General features: G+C 69.4%; 25 protein-coding genes and 1 pseudogene. 8 read left to right on the top strand and 18 right to left on the bottom strand.

What is annotated here, in order from left to right:
* Window positions 1-49 precede the first annotated feature (49 nt).
* Window positions 50-835 (top strand): histidine kinase, encoded by a 786-nt coding sequence (locus KY500_RS18140; protein WP_219901709.1) that lies wholly within the window; start codon window positions 50-52, stop codon window positions 833-835.
* A 166-nt stretch (window positions 836-1,001) separates the two neighbouring features.
* Here KY500_RS18140 and KY500_RS18135 read toward each other — a convergent pair whose 3' ends face one another.
* Complete coding sequence (locus KY500_RS18135) at window positions 1,002-2,558, bottom strand: IS1182 family transposase (protein WP_219900421.1); 1,557 nt, start codon at window positions 2,556-2,558, stop codon at window positions 1,002-1,004.
* 103 nt (window positions 2,559-2,661) lie between these two features.
* Between KY500_RS18135 and KY500_RS18130 the strand changes: the two genes are divergently transcribed.
* Together KY500_RS18130 and KY500_RS18125 are read left to right on the top strand one after the other, a co-directional pair.
* Window positions 2,662-3,159 carry a sensor histidine kinase gene (locus tag KY500_RS18130; RefSeq protein WP_370626945.1) on the top strand — a complete coding sequence of 166 codons (498 nt, stop codon included), beginning with the start codon at window positions 2,662-2,664 and terminating at the stop codon, window positions 3,157-3,159.
* Window positions 3,156-3,779, top strand: coding sequence for a response regulator transcription factor (locus KY500_RS18125; protein ID WP_219901707.1), 624 nt, complete (start codon window positions 3,156-3,158; stop codon window positions 3,777-3,779). Before KY500_RS18130 ends, KY500_RS18125 begins: the two co-directional genes overlap by 4 nt.
* 329 nt (window positions 3,780-4,108) lie before the next feature.
* Here KY500_RS18125 and KY500_RS18120 read toward each other — a convergent pair whose 3' ends face one another.
* Genes KY500_RS18120 through KY500_RS18110 form a run of 3 tightly spaced genes read right to left on the bottom strand, consistent with a single transcriptional unit; the run spans window position 4,109 to window position 6,177 of the window.
* Window positions 4,109-5,284, bottom strand: coding sequence for a UDP-N-acetylmuramate dehydrogenase (locus tag KY500_RS18120; RefSeq protein WP_219901706.1), 1,176 nt, complete (start codon window positions 5,282-5,284; stop codon window positions 4,109-4,111).
* Window positions 5,285-5,290: 6 nt separating this feature from the next.
* Window positions 5,291-5,734 carry a MaoC family dehydratase gene (locus tag KY500_RS18115; RefSeq protein ID WP_219901705.1) on the bottom strand — a complete coding sequence of 148 codons (444 nt, stop codon included), beginning with the start codon at window positions 5,732-5,734 and terminating at the stop codon, window positions 5,291-5,293.
* The gene (locus KY500_RS18110; RefSeq protein ID WP_219901704.1) at window positions 5,731-6,177 is read right to left on the bottom strand and encodes a MaoC family dehydratase N-terminal domain-containing protein; all 447 of its coding nucleotides are present in this window, start codon (window positions 6,175-6,177) and stop codon (window positions 5,731-5,733) included. Before KY500_RS18110 ends, KY500_RS18115 begins: the two co-directional genes overlap by 4 nt.
* Before the next feature lie 95 nt (window positions 6,178-6,272).
* On the opposite strand from KY500_RS18110, the gene KY500_RS18105 reads away from it, so the two are divergent.
* On the top strand, window positions 6,273-6,770 hold the full coding sequence (locus KY500_RS18105; protein ID WP_219901703.1) for a GNAT family N-acetyltransferase: 498 nt from the start codon (window positions 6,273-6,275) through the stop codon (window positions 6,768-6,770).
* A gap of 52 nt (window positions 6,771-6,822) precedes the next feature.
* Here the strand turns inward: KY500_RS18105 and KY500_RS18100 are convergent, their stop codons facing one another.
* The 4 genes from KY500_RS18100 to KY500_RS18090 all read right to left on the bottom strand — a co-directional run bounded on the left by KY500_RS18100 (window position 6,823) and on the right by KY500_RS18090 (window position 9,508).
* Complete coding sequence (locus KY500_RS18100; protein WP_219901702.1) at window positions 6,823-7,656, bottom strand: MetQ/NlpA family ABC transporter substrate-binding protein; 834 nt, start codon at window positions 7,654-7,656, stop codon at window positions 6,823-6,825.
* Between the two features lie 96 nt (window positions 7,657-7,752).
* A complete protein-coding gene (locus KY500_RS18095) occupies window positions 7,753-8,520 on the bottom strand; it encodes a methionine ABC transporter permease (RefSeq protein ID WP_255579557.1) in 768 nt (255 codons plus the stop codon).
* Window positions 8,521-8,522: 2 nt separating this feature from the next.
* Window positions 8,523-8,750: an NIL domain-containing protein gene (locus tag KY500_RS19585; RefSeq protein ID WP_255579556.1), complete on the bottom strand. Its 228-nt coding sequence runs from the start codon at window positions 8,748-8,750 to the stop codon at window positions 8,523-8,525.
* Complete coding sequence (locus tag KY500_RS18090; RefSeq protein WP_255579555.1) at window positions 8,747-9,508, bottom strand: methionine ABC transporter ATP-binding protein; 762 nt, start codon at window positions 9,506-9,508, stop codon at window positions 8,747-8,749. Before KY500_RS18090 ends, KY500_RS19585 begins: the two co-directional genes overlap by 4 nt.
* Window positions 9,509-9,799: 291 nt before the next feature.
* Between KY500_RS18090 and KY500_RS18085 the strand changes: the two genes are divergently transcribed.
* Window positions 9,800-10,234: a HEAT repeat domain-containing protein gene (locus KY500_RS18085; RefSeq protein ID WP_255579554.1), complete on the top strand. Its 435-nt coding sequence runs from the start codon at window positions 9,800-9,802 to the stop codon at window positions 10,232-10,234.
* A gap of 62 nt (window positions 10,235-10,296) precedes the next feature.
* Window positions 10,297-11,049 (top strand): SGNH/GDSL hydrolase family protein, encoded by a 753-nt coding sequence (locus KY500_RS18080; protein ID WP_255579553.1) that lies wholly within the window; start codon window positions 10,297-10,299, stop codon window positions 11,047-11,049.
* Window positions 11,050-11,052: 3 nt separating this feature from the next.
* Here the strand turns inward: KY500_RS18080 and KY500_RS18075 are convergent, their stop codons facing one another.
* The 5 genes from KY500_RS18075 to KY500_RS18055 form a co-directional block, all read right to left on the bottom strand.
* Window positions 11,053-11,787 (bottom strand): glycosyltransferase family 2 protein, encoded by a 735-nt coding sequence (locus tag KY500_RS18075; RefSeq protein WP_219901701.1) that lies wholly within the window; start codon window positions 11,785-11,787, stop codon window positions 11,053-11,055.
* Complete coding sequence (locus KY500_RS18070; protein WP_219901700.1) at window positions 11,784-13,277, bottom strand: PIG-L family deacetylase; 1,494 nt, start codon at window positions 13,275-13,277, stop codon at window positions 11,784-11,786. Before KY500_RS18070 ends, KY500_RS18075 begins: the two co-directional genes overlap by 4 nt.
* On the bottom strand, window positions 13,271-14,482 hold the full coding sequence (locus KY500_RS18065) for an acyl-CoA dehydrogenase (RefSeq protein WP_255579551.1): 1,212 nt from the start codon (window positions 14,480-14,482) through the stop codon (window positions 13,271-13,273). Before KY500_RS18065 ends, KY500_RS18070 begins: the two co-directional genes overlap by 7 nt.
* A 341-nt stretch (window positions 14,483-14,823) precedes the next feature.
* On the bottom strand, window positions 14,824-15,291 hold the full coding sequence (locus KY500_RS18060) for a nitroreductase/quinone reductase family protein (RefSeq protein WP_219901699.1): 468 nt from the start codon (window positions 15,289-15,291) through the stop codon (window positions 14,824-14,826).
* A 126-nt stretch (window positions 15,292-15,417) separates the two neighbouring features.
* Window positions 15,418-16,209 (bottom strand): SDR family NAD(P)-dependent oxidoreductase, encoded by a 792-nt coding sequence (locus tag KY500_RS18055; RefSeq protein WP_219901698.1) that lies wholly within the window; start codon window positions 16,207-16,209, stop codon window positions 15,418-15,420.
* A 99-nt stretch (window positions 16,210-16,308) separates the two neighbouring features.
* Between KY500_RS18055 and KY500_RS18050 the strand changes: the two genes are divergently transcribed.
* Window positions 16,309-16,809 carry a MarR family winged helix-turn-helix transcriptional regulator gene (locus KY500_RS18050; protein ID WP_219901697.1) on the top strand — a complete coding sequence of 167 codons (501 nt, stop codon included), beginning with the start codon at window positions 16,309-16,311 and terminating at the stop codon, window positions 16,807-16,809.
* Window positions 16,810-16,818: 9 nt separating this feature from the next.
* Here KY500_RS18050 and KY500_RS18045 read toward each other — a convergent pair whose 3' ends face one another.
* The 4 genes from KY500_RS18045 to KY500_RS18030 form a co-directional block, all read right to left on the bottom strand.
* On the bottom strand, window positions 16,819-19,140 hold the full coding sequence (locus KY500_RS18045) for a glycoside hydrolase family 3 N-terminal domain-containing protein (protein WP_219903520.1): 2,322 nt from the start codon (window positions 19,138-19,140) through the stop codon (window positions 16,819-16,821).
* 68 nt (window positions 19,141-19,208) lie between these two features.
* A complete protein-coding gene (locus KY500_RS18040) occupies window positions 19,209-20,093 on the bottom strand; it encodes a carbohydrate ABC transporter permease (protein WP_219901696.1) in 885 nt (294 codons plus the stop codon).
* Complete coding sequence (locus tag KY500_RS18035) at window positions 20,090-21,103, bottom strand: carbohydrate ABC transporter permease (protein ID WP_219901695.1); 1,014 nt, start codon at window positions 21,101-21,103, stop codon at window positions 20,090-20,092. Before KY500_RS18035 ends, KY500_RS18040 begins: the two co-directional genes overlap by 4 nt.
* 7 nt (window positions 21,104-21,110) lie before the next feature.
* Complete coding sequence (locus tag KY500_RS18030; RefSeq protein WP_219901694.1) at window positions 21,111-22,421, bottom strand: ABC transporter substrate-binding protein; 1,311 nt, start codon at window positions 22,419-22,421, stop codon at window positions 21,111-21,113.
* A gap of 211 nt (window positions 22,422-22,632) precedes the next feature.
* Here KY500_RS18030 and KY500_RS18025 point away from each other — a divergent pair, with 211 nt between their 5' ends.
* Window positions 22,633-23,646 carry a LacI family DNA-binding transcriptional regulator gene (locus KY500_RS18025; protein ID WP_219901693.1) on the top strand — a complete coding sequence of 338 codons (1,014 nt, stop codon included), beginning with the start codon at window positions 22,633-22,635 and terminating at the stop codon, window positions 23,644-23,646.
* 33 nt (window positions 23,647-23,679) lie between these two features.
* On the opposite strand, the pseudogene hrpB reads toward KY500_RS18025, so the two are convergent.
* A pseudogene (gene hrpB, locus KY500_RS18020) lies at window positions 23,680-26,240 on the bottom strand (ATP-dependent helicase HrpB).
* Window positions 26,241-26,315: the final 75 nt, after the last annotated feature.

The raw sequence follows: 26,315 nt of genomic DNA, 5'->3' as shown, positions 1-26,315 counted from the left end.
CCGCCCGTCCCTGCCGCAGGTCCCCGCTGCGGCATGGGATGCTTGGCGCATGAATGCCAGACGGTGGTGGGACCTGATCGTCGCCGGATCCCTGATCGTCCTGGCCGCCATCGCGTTGGAAGGCTCGGACACGCACGCCGTGAGCGCCGCCGGAGCGGTGCTGTCGCTGGCGGCGGTCGGGCTGGCCTACATCGTCTGGGGCCGGCGCATGCTGCGACCCCAACCCGTGTCCGGCGACCGCGGGTCTTCCGGCTTCGATCATGTGACGTACCCCGGTTCCGCCCGGCTGCTGCGCGTCACTCTCATCGTCGGCTGCGGAGCGGCCACGGCATTCGATCCCAGCATGGCCACCCTCCAGACGCTGGTGTTCCCGCTGATCTGGGCCCTGGCTGAGTCGTTCCGCCACGCCGTCCTGCTCAGCACGGCGCTGACTGCCATGTGCGGCCTTGGCCTCTGGGTCAGTGGCGGGCGCACACCCGACGCCGCTGCCCAAGCCCTGGCCATCGAGACGATCTCACTCGTGTTCGCCCTGGCCATGGGCACCTGGATCACGCGGATCGCCACCGCCGGTGCCGAGCAGCGCCGGCTGGTGGAGAAGCTCACCCTGGCCCAGGACGAGCTTGCCGTGCTGCACCGGGATGCCGGCAGCGCGAGCGAGCGGGAGCGCCTCGCCCGCGAGATCCACGACACCATCGCGCAGAGCCTCACCAGCCTGGTGATGCTCGCCCAGCGCACTCGCCGCGAGCTCGACGCCCTGCCGGTCGACACATCCGTCGCCGCGGACAGCGTCGACCTCATCGAGGCCACCGGCCGCGACGCCCTAGGAGACTGCTGATTTAGATGGCTGCGGTGGGCCCGGCGAGTCGGGGGCCCGTTTTTTGAGTCGGGTGTGGTCGTGTTTGGGCTGCTTGCGGGATCGATTCGGTGTCGCGAGTCTGGCCAGTAGAAGGTGGTCGTCGGGGTCGGTGTGAGGGCTGGGGTGTCTGCCCTGCCTGGGGTCTTCAGCCAAGTGCCCAAACCCCGTTCTGGCTGGTGAGGCCAAGGCTCAGGAGTCGTTTCAGGTTGATCGCGGCGGCGCGGTTGTTCCACCAGGCGTGGTTCTTCACGACGCCGCGGTAAGGGACTCGTCTCGCGCCGCGAGTCATCCATGCGATCGAGCGTTCAACCATCGGCCGGTGCTGCCGGTAGACGGCTTGAAAGTCAGGGTCCAGCGCGCGTGCGCGGTGCTCGCGTTGGATCTGCTGCTGCGGATGCAAAACCATTTTGCGACCGTCGACGGCGCTCGTGCACTGGGCTCGGAGCGGGCAGCTCGCGCAAACGGCGCCAAATGTGACATTACGTTTCACGGTGATCGGTCGGGTGTTCCCCGCAGGACACGTCACCGTGCGCTTAGCTTCGTCGATGCTGAAGTCATCGATTGTGAATCCGCCCGGAACCGCCCGACTCAACGGCATCGGTTTGATGATCGGAACATGCCCGGCCGCGGTGACCTCGGCGAGGAGGTCCCCGCTGCCGTAGGCAGAATCACCGAGGACCTCGACCGTGTCCGAGCCGATGCTCGTGTCAGCGGCCACCAGGGCCGCGCCGCGGGCCGCGTCACTGTTCTTGGGCCCGGACGCTTTCGTCAACACGGCCGCGGTCACCAGACCCGTATCGGGCTCGATCGCGATGTGGGCTTTGAAACCGTCTTGCTTCTTCTCCCGGCTCTTGTGCGCGTGGCGGGCGTCCGGGTCAACGGTCGAGATCACCCGGTCCGGCGCGACCTTCCGCGCGATCCGCCACCGCCCATCCGAGCCATCGGACCCCTCAGCCGGCTCGACGTCCTGGCCCGCGACGAGGGCGAGCAACGCGACCGTCTCCTGCTGCGAGTCGGTCAATGACGTCGTGTCGATTGCCGCAAGCAACGCCAGGGCGTCGGTCACGAGGCGGGAAACGAGTTCGTCCCTGGCCGCCTTGTCGTCCCAGGCGATGTCGGGCTTGCCGGGCTTCTCGTAGTCATGGCCGGGCAGGCCGGCCACGATCATGTCGGCGCCGGGGATCTCCCGACCGACCCGGCGGATCTGCGCGACCAACTGCGTCACCGTGTCCTGGCGGGCGACCGCGTCATCCAAAATCGTGGAGTCCAACGCCCGCCGCTTCCGACCCGACAACGCCCCAGAACCGGCAATAACCTCGGCGACGGCGTCGAAAATTCGGTGCGGGCGGGTGCTTGCCGCGAGGCGGCGTCGCCAATACGTCAACACCGTCGGGTGGAACGATGTTTCCGTCAACCCGAACCCGCAGGCCGCTTTCCACCGCAGATCAAACGTGACGGCTTCCGCGGTTTCCCGGTCCGATAACGAGTGCAGGGTCTGCAGCACCATCACCGATGCGATCACGTCCGCGGGCGTCGAGGGCCGGCCACGACCCGACGGAAACAGGTCCGCGAACGCGTCATCCGGGAACAACTCGTGCCGGTGCTCAGCGAGAAAAGCGAACACCGACCCCGCCGGCAACATGTGCCCAGCGAACACACCGACATCCAACAACTGACGCTGACCATCATCACGACCCTGCATGAATCAAGTCTTAAACACCTCCGCCGAAACCAACAAAGGCGCGCCTTAAACGCCCCGATAAATCAGCAGTCTCCTAGCCGAGGCGCGCGCGCTGGTGGCATCCATGGCGCCGGCCCGGGTGGGTGACGGCGACCTCGCCCACACCCTGGCCCGCTTGGCCGAACGCTTCGAACGTGAGACCGGGATTCGGGTGGGCGTCGACCTCGCCGGGCTCGGCAGCGACGGCGACGGCACTGCGCCCGCACTCGACCGGGCCCTCGAAGTGGTTTTGCTGCGGTGCGCCCAGGAGGGCCTGGCCAACGTACGCAAGCACTCCGGCGCGGGAGCCGCCCATGTGGGTGTCGCGCGGGCCGGCCACGACATCGTCCTCACCGTGTCCGACAGCGGCAGGGGGCTGGGCGACTACACCCCCGACACCGAGCACGGCTTCGGCCTGGCCGGGATGCGCGACAGGCTCGCCCTGGTCGGCGGGAGACTCGAGGTCACCGACAGTGCGGCCGAGGGCGCCGCCGGCGGGCACGGCACGACCCTTCGGGTGACCCTGCCCGTCTCCGCGCCGGCTGTGCCGGCATTGCCCACCGGTGCGGGGGCCCGCGGATGATCCGGGTGCTGGTGGCCGACGACCATCCGATCGTGCGCGGAGGCATCGTCGGCCTGCTCGGCACCGCCGGCGACATCGAAGTGGTCGGCGAAGCGTCCGATGGTGCCGCAGCCGTGCTCCTGGCCGCTGAGCTGCGGCCCGACCTGGTGCTGATGGACCTGCGGATGCCCCAGCTGGACGGCGCGGCGGCCACCGCCCAGATCCTTGCGCACAACCCGGACACCCGGGTGCTGGTGCTCACCACCTACGAGACCGACGACCAGATCCTCGGCGCCATCGCGGCCGGGGCCAGCGGCTACCTGCTCAAGGCCGCACCGCAGGCCGAGATCATCGAGGGTGTGCGCTCTGTCGCCGGCGGCCAAACCGTGCTCGCGCCCGTGATCGCCGCCAGGCTGGTGCAGCGGGTGCGGGCGGATGCCGCGCCGGCGCCCCGGCTGTCGGCCCGCGAACTCCAGGTGCTCCGCCTCGTGGCGACGGGCGAGAGCAACCCGCAGATCGCCCGGTCGCTCTTCATCGGCGAGGCCACCGTGAAGACCCATCTGCTGCACGTGTTCGAGAAGCTCGGCGTGAGCGACCGCACGCGCGCGGTCACCCTCGCCATGGAGCTACGCCTGCTCTAGCCCGTTTCGCGGCCGGAATCGACTCGCCACACGTCACCCCATTCCCGCCCGCGGGACTCGTGCCACCAGCGGGAGCAGGTGTCGTGACGTGCCGGTTGAGGCCCGCTCCATGCACCCGAAGCGGCCTCAACTGGCAACTCACCGGATACGGCCGTCGTGAGTTGCCAGTTCGGGCCCATTCAGCGCGCCGGAGGGGGCTCCAACTGGCAACTCACATCGACGCTCCTCCCCCGAGGCGCCGCACGCTGCCGATTCGGTGCCCCCAGAGGGATTTTTGCCGCAAGGGGCGGGCGCACCGCTCCGAATCGCGCTTGCGGCGGGCGGGCGGGCTAGAGCAGCGAGAAACCGACGAACACCGGTTCGGGCTGCAGGATCACACCGAAGTCGCTCTGCACGCGCTGCTGTACGAAGCGGGCGAGCTGCCCGATCTCGTCGGCGGTAGCCCCGCCGGTGTTGGTGATCGCCAGGGTGTGCTTGCTCGAGATCGCGGCCCGCGACCCGGGTAGCCGGAACCCGCGGTGGATGCCGGAGTTCTCGATCAGCCAGGCCGCGCTGAGCTTCACAGTGCGCAACACCTGGCTGCCGGGCATGGGCCCGACGCCGGCGTACTCATCGAGCGGGATCACACGGTCGGGCAGCTCGATCTCGGCCTGTTTCCAGCGCGGCGCATCCGTGGGCAGGGTACGGGCAAAACTCTCGGTCACGATCGGGTTGGTGAAGAAAGACCCGGCGCTGTAGGTGTCGGGGTCGGCGTCGTCGAGCACCATGCCCTTGCCGGCGCGCAGGCCCAGCACGCTCTGGCGCAGATCGATCAGCGGCACCCTGTCACCCACCTGCACGCCGAGGGCCTGGGCCAGCTGCGGGTACCCCACCGGCCGGCTCAGCGGCGTGCCGAGCACCTCGGCCTGCGGGGTCATGTCGCGCAGCTCGAGTTCGATGGCGAGCACCACGCCGCGGCGGCCCTGCTTGAGCACCGAGGTGCGGTAGTCCAGCCGGAGATCGGCGGCGCTGAGCCGTTCCACCTCGCCGGACTCGTAGTCCAGGAAGTCGATGGCCGCCAGGCTGCTGGAGAGCTCCTGACCATACGCACCGATGTTCTGCACGGGCGCCGCACCACTGGTGCCCGGGATGCCGGACAGCGCTTCGATGCCCGCCCAGCCGTTCGCGACGGTGTGGGCCACCAGCTCATCCCACGGTTCGCCGGCCTGCACCCGGATGCGCAGGGGCCGCCCGTCGAGGTCGTCGTCGGTTGCCGACTCCGGCACCAGGTCGAGCCGCTCGATGCCGCGCGTGCGCACCAGGATGACCACGCCGTCGAAGCCCGCATCCGCCGCCACGGTGTTGGAGCCGCCGCCGACGAGAACCCATGGTTCGTCACCCGCCCAAGCGTCCCGGGCCGCCGCGATCAGACCGGCCTCGTCGGTCGGGGCCACCAGCTGCGTGGGGGCGCCGCCGACGCGCAGCGTGGTCAGCTCAGACAGGTTCACGGGCACAGGCTCGGTCATGGCGGATCAGACGAGGCTGACGCGCGCCTGCGCCTTACCCAGGACGGTGGTGTTGTTGAAGGTGACCGTGAGGTCGATGCGGGCGACGCCGGCCTCGGCGTCGAGGGCGCCGACCTTGGCCAGAACGGTCACGACCGCGCCGAGGTCGGGGTCGACGGGCACCGGGCGGGTGAACCGCACCTGGTAGTCCACGACGCGCGCCGGGTCGCCGGCCCAGTCGACGACGGGCTGGATGCCCAGACCCATGGTCAGCATGCCGTGGGCGAGCACACCGGGCAGCCCAACCGACTCCGCGACGTCGTCACGGTAGTGGATCGGGTTGAAGTCGCCCGAGGCACCCGCGTAACGCACCAGGGAATCCCTGGTGAGCGGGAAGCGGCTCTCGGCGACGATGTCGCCGACCGAGAGGGAGTCGAGGCTGGGCGTGGCGGGCACTGTCTTGTCGGTCATTCGTCTCCCCTGACGACGAGGGTGGAGGTGGCGGTGACCACGTGGGCGCCGGATGCGTCGAGGATCGTCGACTCCGCGGTGACCATCGAGTGGCCGCCGAGGCTCTTCACGCTGGCGACGGTGAGCGTGGCGGTGAGCTCGTCACCGGCCACGATCGGCCGGCTGAAGCTGAAGCGCTGGTCGCCGTGCACCACCCGGGTGAAGTCGATGCCCGCGTCGGGTTCGGCGAGCAGCTGGGCCAGGGTGGCCTCCTGCACGACCACGGCGAACGTGGGCGGCGCCACGACGTCGGCATAGCCGGCGGCCTGCGCGGCCTCGGGGTCGAAGTTGATCGGGTTGGTCGCGAAAACGGCCCGCGAAAACTCGCGCACCTTCTCTCGACCCACGAGATACGGCGGCACAGCGGGAAAGACCCGGCCCTGGATTGCTGGATTCACAGACACGTACCGAGTGTACTTGCGCCGGGCGCCGGGAGGCCCGCGCGCCGGCCCCCGCTGAGGAATTGTCGGAAGCTGGGCGTTAGGGCAGGATTGGCCCAGTGGATTACCAACAAGTGGCCCTGACCGCCCCCGAGGTCGAACCCCTGCTCACCGGCCTCCGTCAGGAGTATGAAGCACGCTATGGCGCCGGCGCCGGCGACTCGGTGCTGGATGTCGAGCCGCAGGAGTTCGAGGCCCCCACCGGCGCCTTCGTGGTGCTGATGGATGGGGACCGCACCGTCGCAGGCGGCGGCCTCCGCCGGATCGACGATGAGACCGTTGAGATCAAGCGGATGTGGACCAACCCGGACTACCGCCGCCAGGGCCATGCCCTGCGGCTGCTGCGCGAGCTGGCCGGCCTGGCCGGGCAGCTCGGCTACACGACCGTGCGTCTGGAGACCGGGCACGCCCAGCCCGAGGCTCTCGCCCTGTACCGCGGCCTCGGCTTCACCGAGATCGACAGCTACGGCCCCTACGAGCACGCCGCCGCGTTCGAGTTCGGTGTCGACGCCGTCACGACGACGCCCCGCCACTCGGCGCGAGCCCGCGAACTGTGAGAAAAGCACCAGAATTCGCAAGTTTTAGGTGCTTAACTCACAGTTCGCGAACCTAGACGGACGGGATGACCAAGCCGCCCCAGGTGTCGAGCATGTACTTCTGGGTCTCCGGGGAGAGCAGCAGTTCCTTGAGCTTGACGATGCGCGGATCGTTCTCGAGCTCGGGCGTGGTGGCCAGCACGTTGGCGTAGGGGCTGTCGGAGCCCTCGATCAGGATCGCCTGGTCGGCGGTGAGGCCGGCCGGCAGGGCGAACGAGATTGTCACGAACGCCGCGTCGACGTCCTGCACGGCCTGCGGCAGGGTGGCGTTCTCGATCTCGCGGAACTCGTACTTGTTCGGGTTCTCGGTGATGTCGGCGAGCGAGGTGGGCTCATCCGTCGTCTCGATCAGGCCTTCGCCGGCCAGGATCTTGAGGGCGCGGCCCTCGTTGGTCGGGTCGTTCGGAATGGCGATGGTAGCGCCGTCCTTGAGGTCGTCGAGCGACTTCACGGTGTTGCTGTAGAACGCGGCGCTGGGCAGGTAGATCTCGCCGACGCTGACCAGGCTGCCGCCGGCCTGCTCGTTGTAGGTCTTGAGGAACGTGGCGTTCTGGAACAGGTTCGCGTCGATCGAGCCGTCGGACAGGGCCACGTTGGGGGTGTTGTAGTCGGTGAAGTCCTGGAAGGTGATTTCCAGGCCCGCGTCGGCGGCGAGGTTGTCCTGCACGAACTTGAGGATGTCGCCGGCCGGGGTGGCCAGGGCGCCCACGGTGACGGTGCCGAGGTCATCGGCTCCGCCGCTGGCGGCCGGCGCGTCGGAGGAGCCGGCGCAGGCCGTGAGGGCGAACAGGGCGGAGATGGCAACGGCGGCACCAGCAAGGCGCGTGCTGCGTGAGGTGAACTGCATGGGAGGACTCTTCTCGTGGGTGGCGGGTGGTGAGAGCCGCGCCGTCATGCTGACTTCGACGCGACCGGGTGAGACAGGGGGTGGGAAGGGGGCAGCTCAGACGCCGGTGACGACGCCGGCGCGGAGGGCCGGCACGGCCTTCTCCGCGCGGCTCGGCCGGGAGCGGTGCGCGAAACGCTTGGCCAGCATCGTCGCCAGCCCCTGCAACAGCATCACGATCACGAAGATCACGATGATCACGGCGACCATGTGGATGGTGCTGTAACGCTGGTAGCCGTACCGCACGGCGACATCGCCCAGGCCACCGCCGGCGACGGTGCCGACCATGGCGGAGAAGTTGATGATGGACGTCACCGTGGTGGAGAGCCCCAGGATCATCGGGGCGAGCGCCTCGGGCACGAGCACCTTCGACACGATCTGCCAGCGGGTGGCGCCCAACGACTCGGCCGCCTCGATCAGGCCCGTGTCCACCTCCTTGATCGCGATCTCCACCATGCGGGCGAAGAACGGGATCGCCACCACCGCCAGCGGAACGATGGCGGCGGTGGGGCCGATGAAGGTGCCCACCACAAGACGGGTGAACGGGATCAGCGCGACCATGAGGATGATGAACGGCACGCTGCGGCCGAGGTTCACGATGAAATCGAGCACCCGGTTGATCACCCGGCCGGCCCGGCGCGAGCCGAACGGACTCTCGAACAGGCCACCGGGTTCGGTGCCGACGAGCAGGATGCCCAACGGCAGCCCCACGATGACCGTGATGAGCAGCGAGACGCCCACCATATAGAGGGTCTGACCGGTGCCGATGAGCAGAACCTGGAACAGGTCCGACCAGAACTGCGGCAGTGATGGATCCAGAAGCACGGTTACTCCCCCACGATTTCGACGAGCATGCCCTGGCTGCGCAGGTCCTCGATGGGCCCGGCGTTGCCCGCCGGACTCCCCGGCAGGGCCAGGCGGGTGCGCCCGGCCTGGTTGCCGCCGATGGTCTCGATGGCCGCGCCGAGGATGGACACATCCAGCCCGTAGGTGCGCGCCAGCTGGGCGATCACCGGCCGGTCGGCCGATCCGCCGCTGAAGGTGATGTCGATCACCGTGTCCCCGGCAGCGACGGGGCGTCGCCGAGCGGGAAGAGTTCGTGCGCCAGCCGGGAGCCGGCGGTGGAGATGAGCGAGACGATGCGGCCCTGTTCGACGATGCGGCCACCCTCGATGAGCGCGGCGGAGTCGCAGATGCGCTTGACGACATCCATCTCGTGGGTGATCAGCAGCACAGTGAGGCCCAGGTCGGTGTTGATCTTCTTGACCAGGTCGAGGATCGACCGGGTGGTCTCCGGGTCGAGCGCGCTGGTGGCCTCGTCGGAGAGCAGCACCTTGGGGTTGCCGGCCAGCGCCCGGGCGATGCCCACGCGCTGCTTCTGCCCGCCGGAGAGTTCGGCGGGGTAGGCGCCGGCCTTGTCGTCGAGTCCGACGAGGTCGAGGATCTCCAGGGCCCGGCGGCGGCGCTCGTCACCGTCCACTCCACTGATCTCCAGGCCCAGTTCGACGTTGCCGCGCACGGTGCGCCCGGCGAGAAGGTTGAAGTGCTGGAAGACCATGCCGATCTTGCGGCGTGCCCGGCGAAGCTCGGCGGGCGCGAGGGCGGTGAGCTCGTCACCGTCCACCGTGACGGTGCCGGAATCGGGACGTTCGAGCAGATTGACCGCCCGGATCAGGGTGCTCTTGCCGGCACCGCTCTGGCCGATCACGCCGAAGATCTCGCCCTCCGCCACCTCGAGAGAGACGTCCTGCAGGGCGGCGGTGACCGTGCCGCCGGAGCGGAAGGTCTTGGAGACGTGCTGAACGGAGATCACGGTGGTCCTGAGGTTAGGGCTGCACGGTCGGGTGGTGCGTTCTGGCGGCTTCTACCCCAGTCCTTCCGAGTCTGTCAACCGCAACGCCGCGGGCCAAATCAGTGTGAAGGAATGTGTCGGGTGGCCTTTCCTTGCCGCGTCGACCCCCGTAGAGGGATAACGTGGACACGTTATGCATAACAAATTGACCCCCACCCCGATCTTCCGATCGACCTGCCCACGGCCGAGCGCCTCGCCAAGGCCGTCGAACACTATGGCGAGTCCACCGTCGTCGACCACTCCGTCGCCCTCATGCGCGGCAAGAACGCCGGCAAGGACTTCCTCCTCTACGTGGGTGGCCGGCACGCGCTCGGCATCCTCGAGGGTGCCCCGGCGCTGTACTGGCCCGAGCTGTGGGGCGCCCGCGCGCTGCTGCACGTGTGGAACGACTCCGCGGCACCGTATGTCGTCGTCGGCCTCAACAACGAGGCGTGGCGCATCCGCGAAATGTGCGCGAAGGTCGTCATGCTCCGCAAATTGGATGTCGCGCCCAAGCTCGTGAAGGCGACCACCGACGAGGTCCCCCGCGTTCGCGTCGCCGCCCTCAACGCCCTCGCCCTGCAGGGTCGCGAGCAGGACATCCCCACCATCACCGTGCGACTGCGCGACCCCGACAAGGACGTTCGCCGCGCCGCCCAGCAGGCCCGCGACGCCATCGTCAGCCGTCTGAACCTGCCCAAGGAGTAACCACGAACGCCATCCAGGAGCCCCACTCGTCGCCGTCGACCCTGCAGCCGTACCGGCGGTACGTGGCCATCGGCGACAGCTTCACCGAAGGCGTCGGCGACGACCTGCCCGACGGCCAGGTGCGCGGATGGGCCGACTTGGTTGCGCTTGGACTGGCGGCGGCGAGCCCCGAGCCGGTCTCGTATGCCAATCTCGCCGTCCGTGGCAAGCTGCTCGGCCCCATCGTGAACGACCAGTTGGAGCCGGCCCTCGCGTTGAAGCCCGACCTGCTCACGGTGTGCGGCGGCGGCAACGACATGATGCGGCCCCGGGTGGAGATCTCCTACGTTGTGGACCTGCTCGACCGGGTCGTCGACAAGGCGGTGGCCGACGGCATCCATGTGGTGGTGCTCAGCGGCGGCAACCCGTCCCGGCATCTGCCGCTCGGCTCGCTCATGCAGAAGCGCGGCGACAGGCTCGCCGAGGCCGCCAGGGACACCTTCGGCAAGCCCGGCGTCACCCTGGTCGACAACTGGATCGACACCGAACTCATGCAGAGCCGGTTCTGGTCGGCCGACAAGCTGCACCTCAATGCCTGCGGGCACACCCGGGTGGCCACCCACGTTCTCACCGCTCTCGGCGTCCCGGTGCCGGCCGGTTGGGCGCAGGGTGAGGCCGGCGAGGCCCCGCCACGCGAGCTCATCCAGGACACCGCCGCGTACTACGCCGCCTACGTGTTGCCCTGGATCGGGCGCCGGCTCACCGGCCGGTCCTCCGGCGACGGTCGCCCGCCCAAGCGCCCTGAGCTCACCGAGGTTGTCGTCCCGTCCGCTTAGGCCCTAGCGGTTGGCGGCCACCTGATCGGTCAGGTAGCCGCCGAATCCACCAGGCGCCCGGCCGTTCAGGCGGCCCGAGGTGAGCACCGGGATGAGGGCCGTGCGGCACTCGTGCACGCCCAGACGGCGCAGCTCCCCCACCAGCAGCACGTCCTCGTCGGAGTCGACGTCGCTGAAGCCCCCGGCGGCGAGGTACCGGTCCGCCCGCACGCCCAGGTTGGCGCCGTGCACGTGTGGATGCCCGTCCACCAGGCTGTGCTCGTCGTGCCAGCGGGCGCGCTCCGCGGTGGGGAGGTCGGCGTCGGGCAGCACCGTGCCCAGCATCAGCTCGGTGCCGGCCTCGGCGAGCGCCAGCTGCACGGCCAGCCAGCGGCTGGGGACGGCGGAGTCGGCATCCGTCGTGGCCACCCAGGTGTGCTCCGGGACGGCGCCGGCCAGCAGCCGGTCGACCCCGAGGCGCCGGGCCGTGCCGACCGAGCCGGCGTCGCTCTCCATTGTGAGGAATCGGGGCCGCTCGGCTACGACATCGGCTGAGCCGTCGGTGCACCGGTCGAGCACGACAAGCACCGAGATGGCCGGGGCGTCGGCACCGAACTCCTCCCGCACCACAGCCACGGCCTCGGCCAGGGCGGCCAGGCAGCGCGGCAGCCGGCTCTCCTCGTTGCGGGCGGGCACCACCACGAGCACGGCATCGATCCGTGCGGTCTCACGGTGCGGGGTGTCGGGTGGCCTGGTCACGGCGCCAAGCCCTCACGCTGGGCGACAGAGCGGGCCGGCGCCGGTTCGTAGACCTCGAGCACGAAGTCGCGCTCCAGATGCAGCACGGTGCGCTCCAGGCCCGGCAGTGCGGCCAGTGCGGCGTGCACGTCGTCGCCGCCGAGCGGGTATTCGCCCACCGGGTGCCGCCAGTGGCAGGCCACGAGCGATCCGCCGGGCGCGAGGCTGTCCCGGCAGCGGGTGAGGAGCACGTCCAGGTCGGCCGAAGAGCAGTAGTAGCCGATCTCTGACAGCACGACCAGATCGAAGCTGCCTTCCGGCCACTCGGCGGGCAGGATGCGTTGTTCAACGGTGACCCCGGGGAGCCCAGCCAGCCGGCGGCGGGCCACGTCGAGCGCCCGCTCGGCGAGGTCGGTGGCGAGGAGGGTGTCGCAGCGGTCCGCGAGGTCGCGGCTGAGCACCCCGATGGAGCAGCCCAGCTCGAGCGCCGCACCGTATCGTTTGAGTGGCAGCGCGGCCAGGGTGGCGGCGCGCTTGCGCGACTCGTACCACCGGGTCTCGAAGCCCCACGGGTCATCCGAGCCGGCGTAGAAGTCGTCGAAGAACTCGGCGGTCAGGCTGCCGGGCGCCGGCGTATCGGGCACGGAGCGGTCGGCTGTGGGCGCGTCGGGCACCGGCCTGCCGGGCGCCTCCGCGGCGTCGGATGCACGCCCGAGCGGGGGCGTCGCCTCCAGGAACATCTCCCAGGGTCGTTCGAAGTGTGCGGCGAAGCCCGGCTGCACGATGGCCTCATCGCCGGGACAGGCCGAGAGCGGACGTACCTGGCTGACGTGCGCGGCCATCGCGGTGCCCTTGCGAGCATGACCCGCCGCGCCCAGGGCGATCGAATACAGCACCTCGGCGCCGTCGCCGGCCGGCCAGACATCATCCGCCGGGGTCGACCAGTGCCAGGCCCAGATGGGGTACTCCAACAGCCGGGCGCCGATGCGGGCGGCCACGAGCGCCGCTGCCTCGCCGGCCGCGGTGTGGTCGGGGTGACCATCCTTCCGCCACGGGGCGACCAGCCACACCCCACGGGCATCCGCGGGTGCATCCACAGGCGCATCCGCCCCAGCCTCGGCCACGAGCGCGTCGGCCAGCTCGGCACGGTGCGCCGCGAGCCTGCCGTCGGGCAGGTCGAGCAGTCGGATGCGCGCCGCCGGCGTCAGCGCGCGCACGGCGGCCACCACCTCGGCACGGCGCACCACCGCGAGGCCGGCGGGTGTGGTGGTGGGCGAGTGTGGATGCGAGGCCTCTCCGTTGCTGGCCACGATCACGGTGACCGGGATCCCCTGGGCCGCGGCCGCGACGATCAGGCCGCCGGCACCGAGGGACTCGTCGTCGGGGTGCGCCGCGACGACCACGAGCCGGTCACAACCGGACAGGGTAAGCGGCCGGGCGCGCACCGCCCAGTCGGCACCCTGCCAGACCTCTTCGCTGGTTCCGCCGCCGTTGTGAGTGAAGGTCACCATGCCGGGAGCTCCTTGCCGAGCACGCGGTCGCCGAGCGCCGCGTCGTCACGCTCGGCATGGTGCTGCCGCACGTACAGGGTCAGGTCGGCGACCCGTCGGGCGTGTCGGGCGTCGAGCGCGAGCGGCGCCGGGCCGAGCGCGTGTCCCACCCGGGTCAGCACCTCGTCGACCGTGCGGGCCACCAGCCCGCGCACCCGCGCGGCGAGCAGCACACCATCGGACCCCACGGCCTCGCCCGCGTCGATCGCGGTCGCGGCATCACAGAGGGCAGCCCCGGCGCCGAGCAGCGCCAGGTCGACCGCGCCGAGATGGGCCCGCATGATCTGGTCGGGCGCACGGCCCTCTGCGGCCCGGCGCAGCTGCCGGGCCACACCCACGGCACCGCCCCACCAGCAGGCCGCCACCTGGATGCCGCCCCAACTGAACCCGGGCCGGCTCAGATACCAGTCGTCGTCGCCTACCGGCACGGCGGGAACCGCGCTGAAGTCCACGGGGCCGCTGGGCACCTGGGTCAGCCCGGTAGCGACCCAGCTGCCCTCGTGCACCCGCACCCCGGGGTCGCCGAGGTCGACCGCGAACAGTCGGCGGTGCCGGGGTTCGGCGCCAGCGGGGGTGGTGTGGGCGGTCACCAGGGCGTGACTGAGCGAGCCCGCCAGCGAGCACCACGGCTTGGTGCCGTCGAGCTGCCAGCCGGAATCGCCGGGCGCGCCATCGCTGCGGGTGGCGGACAGCCGCACTCCGGGTCCCTCGGCGGCGAAGACCCCCCAGCTCTGCGTGCCGGCGCCGGTCGAGCCGGGCGCCGCCGTGTCCCCGTGAGCCTGGCGAAGGATGGTCAACGCATCGGTGTGCGCCTCCAGCACTCGTGCCGCGGTGAGGTCGGCCGCCGCCGCGCTGGCCAGAGCATCGAAGAGGAGCAGGGTCTGCCCCGCACCGGGCGGCGGCAACAGGCGCGCCGTGTCCACGGCGAACCGGATGGCGCGGCCCGCGTCGCCGTCCACCGCCCACGCGGCAGCGGCCACGGCGGCAGGGCTGCCCGGCTCGTGCAGCTCCGCGGCCATCACGCCGGCCGCTCCGACCGCGGATTCGGGTCGGCGTCGGACGCCCCGCACCCAGACCGGTGCCGACACCGCAGCATCCGCCGCCGGAGCTGCGGCCACCGGCGCCCCGGGTGCACCCTGCGTTGCCGCGCCTGACTGCGTTGCCATTGTTCTCCTCCGGTGCGCCAACCGCGCCATCCACTCCGCGGCGCCGGCTCCCCGAACGCTGCGACACCTGTCAGAATATCTTGCCAAAACAACCGGCGACCCGGCCAGATCCGTCGCCCTCCAGGCCTTACGAACCGGTGAATTCGGGGATACACTGCCCCCGAACGGGGGTGTTCCCCGAAGTGTGGCCCTGAGGCACCGTTGATAGGGCCTGGCCGAGGTCACACCAGAAGCATCCCCGCTTGGGGTGGGTCGTCATCGGGGTGGCCCGCCTCTTCCTTCTGACCGGCCGCCCATCCGCCCGTCCGGCCGCCCGGCCGCCCGTCCGACTCGCGGCTCGGTCAGCGCACCCGGCCGATCTCGAAGACCGGGTAGTCGGCCGCGATCGCCGCGAAGTCCGCCAGCGGCGCATCCTTGTCGACCGGGATGTGCGGGCGGGCGCCGGGAGCACGCTGGAGATAGTTCTTGATGATGGCAGGCCGGCGGGCCACCTCCACCTCGGTGAGTTGCACGTCCCGGCTCATGCCCGCCCGGATCGACACACGCCCGTCGGCGGACCGCACGTTGCGCACCCATCGTGCGCCCTGGCCGAGCATCGAGACGACGTAGCGACGCCGGTCCACCCGCGCGGTCACCAGTGGCAGGCGCAGGGGCGTGCCCGACTTCGGGTTCACGGTGTCCAGCCGGACCAGCCACCAGCCCAACAGGCCGGACGCCGCGAGCCGTCCCATGAAACGGTTTGATCGCAGGGCCGCACGGCCGGGGCGACCCCCGCTGTACATCTGCCGGTGCCGGTCGTCGAAGCTCATTGGTCAGATCGTACGCGCGAGCCGCCGTGCCGGACAGTGCCCTGAGTCACACCGGTCTCGTCGCGGTCGAGTCGGTCACCCGCATCCTCGCCTGACCTCGGCCCCGCCGGCGCGGGGTGGCTCGGCCTAGAGTGTTCCCGTCAGCACCCCACCATCCACCCGCACTGCCGCGCCGTTCGTGGCCGATGCGAGCGGGCTCGCCAGATAGGCCACCAGAGATGCGATCTCCTCTGGCTTGATGAACCGCTCGAGCAACGTGGTGTGGTTCCGTCCGATAATCCCGGCCTTCACAGCGTCCACCGGGGCAGACTGAGCGGCGGCGATGGATTCAATCGTGCTGGCGACGCCGTCCGAGTAGGTTGGGCCGCCGAGGATCGTGTTGACCGTCACTGCGGTGCCACGGGTGCGCTTGGCGAGGCCGTTGCTCAGGGCTATCATCGCGGCTTTGGTGACTCCGTAGTGGATCATGTCGGCGGGGATGCTGACGCCTGACTCGCTGCTCACGAAGAGGATGCGGCCCCAGCCCCGCTTCAGCATGCCGGGCAGCGCATGCCTGGACAGACGGACGCCGCTCATCAGGTTGACTTCGAAGTAGTGCACCCACTCGTCATCGGTGATGGACTCGAATTCGGCGAGGCCGAAGAGGCCGACGTTGTTGACGAGGATGTCGACGTCGCCGAGTTCGGCGATCAGCCGCCCGACGGATGCGGGGTCGGCGAAGTCGGCGACGAGCCCGGCGTGAGCAGCACCGGGATGAGTCCGCCGAAGATCGGCCACGGCCGCGTCGACCGCGTCCTCGTGGCGGCCGTTCACGATCACGCGCGCGCCTTCTTCGGCGAGCGTCGAGGCCACGGCGAAGCCGATTCCGCGTGTCGACCCGCTGACGAACGCCGTCTTGCCACGCAGCTGCAGTTCCATGTCGTCTCCATCCGGCGGTAACCACCGCGCGATTTTACTTGCTTGAGCAAGTCAGGCTAGGCCTTTCACTTGCTTGAGCAAGTTGGCTACAGTGGATTCATGACGCCGTCCCTCAACCCGTCAGGCCTCAGTGGCGACCGGCTGGCTGCCTGGGCCTCCATCGCCACCCTGCTCGAGCGCCTCCCCGCGGCGCTTGATGCCCAGTTGCAGCGCGACAGTGGACTGACGCACTACGAGCACGGCCTGCTCTTCGCGTTGGACAGCGCGCCGGGCCGCAGCCTTCGGATGAGCGTGCTCGCCGGCTACGCCAGCAGCACGCTCTCCCGGCTCTCCCGGGCGATCTCGCGGCTCGAGAAGAAGGGCTGGGTGCGGCGTGAGGTCGACCCGACCGACGGTCGGTTCACCCTGGCCATCCTCAGCCACGACGGGCACGCCCTCGTGACCGCATCCACGCCCGCCCATCACGCCCTCGTCGAAGAGCTCGTCTTCGAATCCCTCACCGCAGCGCAAGTGCGCCAGCTTGCGGATATCAGCGGACGGATCGCGACCACGATCGATTCGACCCCGGCCTGGGTGCCGGCACCCGAAGGCGGCAACTAGTCCCTCGCGTCAGGCGGGCACCGCCTCGGTGCCGCGCGTACGTTCGGCCAACGGCTCGACCGCGGTGGCCACCAGCCGGGTGTCCTCCACCGTCACGCGATGCACGGCTCCGGTGATGCGGATGCTCCCGGTGGTCTCCTTGACGGCGCAGGACGGTCCCACCCACAGTTCCACCTCGCCGGGTTCCACGATGCGCTCAAAGGTCAGGCCGGTGAAGGCCAGCCGTGCCGTTGGCACCTGGAAGCGCACCACGGCCTCCTCGCCCGGCTCCAGGGTGACCCGCTGGTAGCCCAGCAACTGGGCCACCGGCCGGGTCACGCTGGCGTACACGTCTCTGGCGTAGAACTGCACCAGGTCGGTGCCGGGGTTCTCACCGGTATTGCGGATGCGCACGCTCGCCGTGAAGGTGCCGCCGGCTTCCACCGTTGCATCCGATTCAAACGCGGTGCGCTCGAACGTCGTATAGGTCAGCCCGTGCCCGAAGGGCAACACCGGGGTGCTGTCCACGCTGGTCACGTCGCTCGGCCCGCCGAGGATCGGGTGCAGGTAGGAGTATGGCTGGGCCCCCGCCGCCCGCGGCAACGACACGGGCAGATGGCCGGTCGGCGCGACGGCGCCAGACAGCACAGCCGCGATGGCGGCGCCGCCGGCCTCGCCGGGGAAGAAGGCCTGCAGAACCGCCGCCGGGGCATCCGTCCCGTCGACCGCCCATGCCACGGCGTAGGGGCGGCCCGTCATCAAGACCATGACCACCGGGGTACCGGTCGCCGTGACGGCTTCCACCAGCCGACGCTGCAGACCCGGGAGCTCCAGGCTCTCCACATCGTTGCCCTCGCCCACGGTTCCGCGGCCGAACAGCCCGGCCCGGTCGCCGACGACGACCACGGCCACGTCGGACTGCCGGGCGGCGTCCACCGCGGCGGACAGGAGCGAGTCGTCGTCGCCCTCCACGGCGCAGCCGACGGCGTACCGGATCTCGGCGCCGGGGAATTCCTCCCGCAGCGACTCGAGCACAGTGGGCATCGACAGCTCCGCGGGCACGTCGGGGTGGTGGGCGAGAACGTGGTTCACGAACGAATAGCAGCCCATCAACGCTTCGGTGGAATCCGCGTTCGGTCCCAGCACGGCGATGCTGCGGGGCCCCTGTCCGGCCGACCCGCGAAGCGGCAGCACACCCTGGTTGGTGAGCAGCACCAGGGATTCCTCGGCCAGCACTCGCGCCACCCGGCGGTGCTCGGGCGAGTCCAGGTCGATCTCGGTGGGCGCCATGGTGAAGGCCTCGTCCAGAAGGCCCAGGTCCTCCTTCTGCGTGAGCACCCGCAACACCGCACGGTCGATCAGCGTCTCATCGGTCAGGCCGGCCCGCACCCGGTCCATCAGGGGCGCGAGGAAGGCGTCTCCGGTCGGCAGCTCCACATCGATCCCGGCGGACAGCGCCAGCTCGGCGGCCTCACCGCGGTCGGCCGCGACGGCGTGCATCAGCTGCAGGAACGCCACCGAGAAGTAGTCGGACACGACCACACCGTCGAAGCCCCAGCGGTCCCGAAGGATCCCGGTGAGGTACTCGGGGGTGGCGCCCACGGGCGCGCCGTCGATCTCGGCGTAGGAGTTCATCACGCTCCGCACCCCGCCGTCCAGCACCGCCATCTCGAACGGCGGCAGGAACACGTCGTTGATCTCGCGCCGGCCGGCGTGCACCGGGGCGTGGTTGCGACCGGCCTGCGACGCCGAATACCCGACGAAGTGCTTGAGGGTCGCGTGCACACCCTCGGCCTGCAGCCCCCGCACATACGCGGTTCCGATGGTGCCGACCACGTAGGGGTCCTCGGCGATGCACTCGTCCACCCGACCCCAGCGCGGGTCGCGGATGACGTCCAGCACGGGCGCCAGGCCCTGGTGGATGCCAAGCTGCCGCATCGAGCCGCCGATCAGCCGGCCCATTTCCTCGACCAGGTCGGGGTCGAACGCGGCCCCCCAGGCCAGCGGCGTGGGGAAGGTTGCGGCCTTCCACGCGGCGAGCCCGGTCAGGCACTCCTCGTGCACGATGGCCGGGATGCCCAGCCGGGTCTCGGTCTTCAGTCGGCGTTGCTCCGCCCACAGCCATTCGGCGCGCTCGACCGGGTCGACCGGGCGGGTGCCGTAGACCCGGGTGAGATGGCCGAGCCCGTGGGTCGTCGCGTCGTCGTACCGGGTCGAGGTGGCCATCTCCCCCGCAAGCGGAGCGACGACCTCACCGCCCTGGTCGACCCAGTATCCGACGAGCTGCGCAAGCTTCTCCTCCAGGGTCATCTGCGCGTGCAGGGCGCGCACGCGTTCGGACACCGGCGGCATTTCGGGGTTGGTCACAACGTTCTCTTTCTACTTCGACAAAAACACTGACGCCACACGCGGGCGGCAGATCAGCCCTTGACCGCGCCCGTGAGCCCGCCGACGATGCGGCGCTCGAACAGGGCGAAGAATACCAGGGCGGGAATCATGGACAGGGAGGTGAACGCGAGAACCTTCGCGGTGTCCACGGAGTACTGCGAGGCGAACGATTGCACACCCAACGGCAGGGTGAACACGGCGTCGTTGTTCAGGATGAACAGCGGTAGCAGGTAACTGTTCCAGCTGGCGATGAAGGCCAGGATACCCACCGTGATGACGCCGGGCATGGCCAGCGGCACGATCATCCGCCAGAAGAAACCGAGCCGGCTGCAACCGTCGATGAAGGCTGCCTCCTGGATCTCATCGGGGATGGCCTTGAGGAACGGCACCAGGATGATGATCGTCGTGGGCAACGCGAACGCGATCTGCGGCAGGATGACACCGCCGAGCGAGTTCATCAGGCCCAGGTTCTTCACCACCAGGTACAGCGGGGTGATGGCCACGGTCATCGGGAACATCAGCCCGGCCGCGAACAAGGCGTAGAGGATGCCCCGGCCGCGGAACGAGTACCGGGCCAGCACGTAGCTGGCCATCAGGCCGAGCAGCACGACGCCGAAGGTGGTGGCGAGCCCGGCGATGAGGGAGTTGCCCACCAGTCGCCAGAACGTGCCTCCCGTGAGGACATCGAGGTAGTTGCCGATGTTCCACACGCTCGGCCAGCCGGACGGGTCCGTGGTGATCTGCGCGTTGGTGCGGAACCCGCCGATGATGATGAATAGCACCGGGGCGAGCATCAGGCCGATCACGAGCACGGCGACAACGTAGGCGACCGGGGTTCCCCAGCGCCTGGCAACCTTGATCTCGGCCGGTCGTTTGGCCGGAGGCAGCGCTACGGCGGGCGTAGTGAGCACGGTCATTTGCCCGTCCCCTTTCCAGTGATGGCGCCTTCGGTGTCCCTGCGCAGCACGTAGCGCTGGTAGATCAGCGCAACGATCAGGGAGATCAGGAAGAGCACGACGGCCACGGCGTTTCCGTAGCCGTAGTTGCCGGCGTTCCGCCCGTTGGTGACGAGGTACGTCGCCATGGTCGAGGTGCCGGCGGTGGAGGCGATGTACTGGCCCCAGATGATGTAGACGAGGTCGAACAGCTGCAGCGCCCCGATGATGGAGAGGAACGCCCAGATACGCAGGGTGGGCGCCAGCAGCGGAAGCGTGATGTGGCGTTGGATCTGCCAGAACGACGCTCCGTCGATGGCCGCCGCTTCCGGCAGTTCTTCGGGGATGCCCTGGAGCCCGGCGAGGAAGAGGATGACGGCGAAGCCGACGTACTTCCAGGTGATGATCACCATGAGGGTCCAGATGGCGATGTCGGGGTTCGACAGCCAGTCCTGCGTGAACGCACCCAGGCCGACCTTCTCCAGGAGCCCGTTCACGGCGCCGTTGGTCTGCAGCATGAGGCTCCAGCCGGTGCCGACGACGACCTCGGAGATGACATAGGGAACGAAAATGAGAACGCGGATGAGGGATTGCCCGCGCAGCTTCCGGTTCAACAGCAGGGCGAGGAGGATCGCCACCGGCCCCTGGAGCACCAGGGAGAGGACGACGATGATGCCGTTGTGGGTCAGGGCCTCCTGAAAAGTGGGGTCCTGGATGATGGTGATGTAGTTGCGGAACCCGACGAAGTCGGTCGGCGGGCCGTAGCCCTGCCAGCTGAAGAAGCCGTAGTACGCGGCCATCACCACGGGGAAGATCACGAAGCCGAGGAAGACGATCAGCGCCGGTCCAACGAGGACCGCGATCTCTACCCGGGCCCCCCAGTCGACACGGCGGGGGCGCCGCACGGGCGGGAACCCGGGCGTGGTGCCCGAGTTCCCGCCGCTCGCGAGATCCACCTCTAATCGCGTCGAAGTATTCTCGCGAACTGACATGAGCTGCCTAGGCCTTCTTGGCCGCGTCGTTGACCGCCTGGATCAACAGTTCGGGGCTGCCCTTGCCGGCGAGGAGGTCGACGACGCCCACGTTGAGCGCGTTTCCGACGTTCTGGCCGTAGACGGTGTCGAGCCACTGCGAGACGTACGGGGCCTTGTTGTAGGCCTCGATGATCTGCTTGAGGTAGGGCTCGGTGACGGCTTCCTGCGCCACGGTGTTCACGGGCGGGGCGTTGAAGGCCGCGTAGTACTCCTTCTGCACATCGGCGCTGCCGATGTAGTTGAGGAAGTCGACACACTCCGGCGGAGCTCCGGCCGAGCAGGAGTAGCCGTCGACGCCACCGAGGATGGAGCCGGGCTTGCCGTCGCCGCCGGACACCTCGGGGAACGGGAACCAGGCCAGGTCGGCCAGCGGCTTCGTGTCGGGGGTGAGGGAGGCGATGACGCCCGGGTTCCAGGCTCCCATGAGTTCCATGGCCGCCTGGTGGTTGGCGACGAGGCCCGCGGAGCTGCCGGCGCCCTGCTGAGCGGCGGTGGTGAGGAAGCCGTCGTTGAAGGGCTTGGTGTCGGCGAAGCTCTGCAGGTCTTCGCCGGCCTTGATCCAGCAGTCGTCGCTGAAGTCCTTGGTGTCTGCGGCCTCGGCCAGAACGGCCGGGCTGCATTCGCGGAGGGCGAAGAAGTAGAACCAGTGCGCGGCGGGCCAGGCATCCTTGGCGCCGAGCGCGATCGGTGCGACGCCGGTGGTCTTGAGCTTCGCGGCGTCGGCCTCGAGCTCGTCGATCGTGGTGGGGGTCTCGGTGATCCCGGCCGCCGTGAAGAGATCCTGGCTGTAGAAGATGCCGCCGGGCAGAACCGCGACGGGCATGGCGTAGATCTTGTCCTCGAGGCTGTTCGCGATGAACGAGCCCTCGGGGATCTCGTTCTTGACCTGGTCGGAGATACCCCCGGTGATGTCCATCAGCTGGCCGGCCGCGACCATGGCCGCCATCTTGCCGCCGCCGCGCTGCAGGAAGATGTCGGGTGCGTCGCCGGAGTTGAGGGCGGTCTGCAGCTTGCCGTCGAGGTCTTCGTTCTGGATGGACTGGACCTTGATGGTCACGCCGGGGTTGTCGGTCTCGAAGTCGGCAACGGTCTTGTCCCAGAACGCCTGGCCGGGGCCGGTGGTGGAGTTCTGCCAGAGGCTCATCGTGACGTCGCCGCCGGATGACGACCCGTCACCCGTTGAGTCGCCGCTACAGGCCGTCAGGCCCAGGGCGCCGAGGCCCAGGACCATGGTTCCCGCGAAGATTCTCTTCGCTGTGGTGTGGTTCACCTTCATTGGTTCAACCTTTTCTCTTCATTGAGGGACGCCATCGGTCATCGATGGTCTTGGTGTAGAGCCGCGCCCTGTCGGGCAGTGCTGTATTTTCGGCCTTCGGCACGCCCACTGTGATGGCCCGTCCGACATCCGAATGGCCTCAGTGTCACAGCCAGAAAAAATAGTGTCAAACGTTTTCGAAAACAGTTTCCAAACGTCCTATGCTGATCCCATGTCTCCCCGCGCCACGATCCACGACGTCGCCGCCGCCGCCGGCGTGTCCGTCGCCACGGTCTCCAAGGCGGTCAACGGCCGGTACGGTATCTCGGCCGCGACCACGGCGCGGGTGCTCGACGTGGTTCAACAGCTCGGCTACGAGTCAAGCCTGGTCGCCAGCAGCATGCGCTCCCGTCGCACCAGCGTCATCGGCATCCTGGTGGCGGATTTCGAGCCCTTCAGCGCCGAGATCCTCAAGGGTGTCGGCGTCGCGCTGCAGGATTCCGGTTATGACCTGCTCGCCTACAGCGGCTCCCGGCAGCGGGAGACCAACGGCTGGGAGCGGCGGTCGCTGAGCCGGCTCAGCGGCACGCTGATCGACGGCGCGATCATGGTCACGCCCACGGTGGACACCACCTCCACCGAGATTCCCGTCGTGGCCATCGACCCGCACACCGGCCGCGCCGACCTCCCCACGGTCGAGTCGGACAGCTTCGGCGGCGCCCTGCAGGCCACGCGTTACCTGATCGAACTCGGCCACCGGCGGATCGGCTTCCTCGGCGGCCGGCCGGACCTGCGCAGTGCCACCCTCCGCGAAGCCGGCTACCGGCAGGCCCTCACGGATGCTGGCATCCCGTTCAACCCGGCGCTGGTGCGGGTCGGCCTCTACAAGCGCGAGACAGCCAAGGGTCCCGCCGCATCCCTGCTGGGCATGACGGACCGCCCCACCGCTGTGTTCGCCGCGAACGACCTGTCGGCCATCGCGATCATCCAGGTCGCCGCCGAGATCGGCCTCGAGGTGCCCGGCGACATCTCGGTGATCGGCTTCGACGATATTCCGGAGGCGTCACAGATGAACCCGGCGCTGACCACCATCCGGCAGCCGATGAAAAGACTCGGCGCCACCGCCGCCGGGATGCTCGTCTCCCTGCTGAACGGCGACACCCTGCCGCAAAACCACATCCGGCTGCCGACGGGCCTGGTACGCCGGGCCACAACGGGCCCTCCCAGTACCGCGAACCGTGAGTAAAGCACCCAAAACCTCCGGTTTTGGGTGCTTTACTCACGGTTCGCGGGCAGCGCGGCGTGTGGTGTGCCGGGTGGGTGTGGCGGACCAGGGGTCCTCTGGCCAGGGGTGCTTGGGATAGCGGCCGCGCATCTCTGCGCGCACCTGCGAGTACGGGCCTGCCCAGAAGGATGCGAGGTCGTCGGTCACGGCAAGGGGATGCCCGGCGGGGGAAAGTAAATGGAACAATACCGGCACTCGTCCTCCGATGATTCGCGGAGTCTGGCCCCATCCGAAGCATTCCTGAAGTTTCACAGCCACGACGGGATGGGCGGCGGAATCATCGGCGGGTGGGTAGCTGAGTCGGACCTGCGAGCCGCTGGGCACCTGGAGGCGCTCGGGAACCAGAGCATCGAGGTCGACCGCGGCTGGCCACGGCAAGAGACGACGGAGCGCCGGGACCAGGTCGATGCGCGCGGCCGGAGTGCCGGCGGCGAGGTCTGACAGCTCGGGGCCGAGCCAGGAATCGAGCGTGCTGAGCAGAACGGTGTCCGAGACATCCGGCCAAGGCGAACCGAGCTCACGGTGCAGCAGTGCGAGGCGACGCCGCAGAGCGTCCGCGGCGTCTGACCAGGTGAACACTCCGAGTCCGTGCTCTATGACAGCGAGGCGCACGGCATCCCGTCCGCCATCGTCCGCCTGAACGCGCACCGGTACAGACGAGCGGATGATCGCGCCGATCCGACGTTCACGGCGCGCGACGACGCGCCCGTCCACGAATTGAGCGTCGACCCTGTCGGTGCAGAGATGGGGCGCCACCTGCTCCGCCTGGTTCTCGGAGATGATGGCGGCAGAGCGGATGATTGCCCCCGTTCCTGCGGCCGCTCGCCCCTCCGCGCGAGTGACGTCCGCCACCGCCAACCAGTCGGCACTCGCGAGCGGACCCGTGATCCCGGCACGGGTGCCGGAGGCGAGAAGGAAGGTTGCGCCGTGCGGCGACTGATCGACGCGGCGAGCGATCCACTCGGGAAACGCGAGCGCGATAATGAGTCCGGTCTGATCAGCGCCTCCTCGCACCGTGTCTCTCGCCCCGGCGAAGCGCCGGAGACGCCGGACTTCCCGCTCCCATCGGCGGGCATCCGGGCTTCGTCCGTTTCGCAGCACGGTGAGCGCAGCCTGGGCGTCTCCGTCTGCAACGCGGAGATCACCGCTGAGCAGCGCGATGACCTCGGCCGCCGTGCGCCCGCCGACCAGGTCACCCCCTGCGCGCAGTGCGCGAGCGAGGCGAGGAGCCGTCGGGACGCGGGCGAGTGCTCGTCCTTCGTCGGTGGCGCGGCCATCGGCATCGATCGCGCCGAGCCCCCGCAGTACGGCGAGGGCCTCCCCCAGGCTGCCCGAGGGAAGCGGATCGACCAGTCGGAGGCCCACCCCGCCAGGAGCGCCCCAACAGGCGAGGAGCAGGGCTGCGTCGGTGAGGTCGGCCACCTGGATCTCGGGGCAGCGTGCGACGGCGCCGTGGCGAAGGTTCGCTCGTCGACGCAGCGGACCACGACGCCCGGCCCCTGCCGGGTGGCGCGCCCAGAGCGCTGAATGGCGGAGGCCTTGGGCGTGGGACCGGTGACGAGACCGCTCATCCCGCGCACTGCATCCCGCTGCGGAGCACGAGACAAGCAGGTGTCAACGACCAGGCGCACGCCGGGGATGGTCAGAGAGGATTCAGCGAGCGACGTCGTGACGATGATTCGCGCGGCACCACCGAGGCTCCGCCCACCGATCACCGCATCCTGCTCTGCGGCGGGGATCTGGCCGTGCAGTTCGCGGACGTCGAACTCCGCCGCGAGACCACGGATGCGTCCGGCGATCTCGGAGACCTCCCGCGCACCCGGCGCAAAGACGAGAGCATCGGCTGCCGGATCGGTGCGCACGAGAGTGCGGTGCGCGGCAACCGCGGTGCTCGCGACGTGGTCAAGGAAAGCCCAGGTCACCCCGCGTTCATCTTGTCGCGGTGTGGGAGAGGGCGCCCAGTGCACCTCGAGCGGATGCGCCGGTGCCACCTGGGTCACGATCGGCGCCGGCGACGCATCCGTGCCGAGAATCGTCGCGAACCTCTCGGCGTCCAGTGTCGCGGACATCGCGATGAGGACGAGGTCCTCACGCAGCTCGCGGACCTCGCCGAGCAGCCCGATCAGCAGATCCGTCTCCAAGGCACGTTCGTGCACTTCGTCGATGATGACCGCGCCGATCCCGTCGAGACCAGGGTCATCGAGGAGTCGGCGAAGGAGCACGCCGGCGGTGACGAACTCGATCAGGGTGGATGGACTCACCTGATGTGCGCCGCGGACGGTGAATCCGACGCGGGAGCCGAGCGGGGATCCGTCCAACTGCGCGAGTCGCCGGGCGGCTGCGCGGGCAGCGACCCGGCGGGGCTGAGTGACGATCACACGACCCTGAACACGATCGGCGAGAAACGGCGGGACGAGCGTGGTCTTTCCCGTGCCCGGCGGCGCGCTGACGACGACGGTGGGGCTCCGATCCAACGCGGCGCTCAGATCATCGATCGCGGAGGCGAACGAGAGCCCGCGACCGAGTCTCGCCGGGTCGAACAGCGCAGAAATCACTTCACCAGTCTCTCGCGTTCCGCGGGTGCCGCCCCCTGAACTTCGGAGCTAGAACGGAGCCGCGGGGATGCTGAC

The sequence above is a fragment of the Cryobacterium sp. PAMC25264 genome, from assembly GCF_019443325.1.
Classification (GTDB): domain Bacteria; phylum Actinomycetota; class Actinomycetes; order Actinomycetales; family Microbacteriaceae; genus Cryobacterium.
The sequence above is the reverse complement of the archived record's forward strand: the minus strand, read 5'-3'. Positions and strand labels throughout refer to the sequence as shown.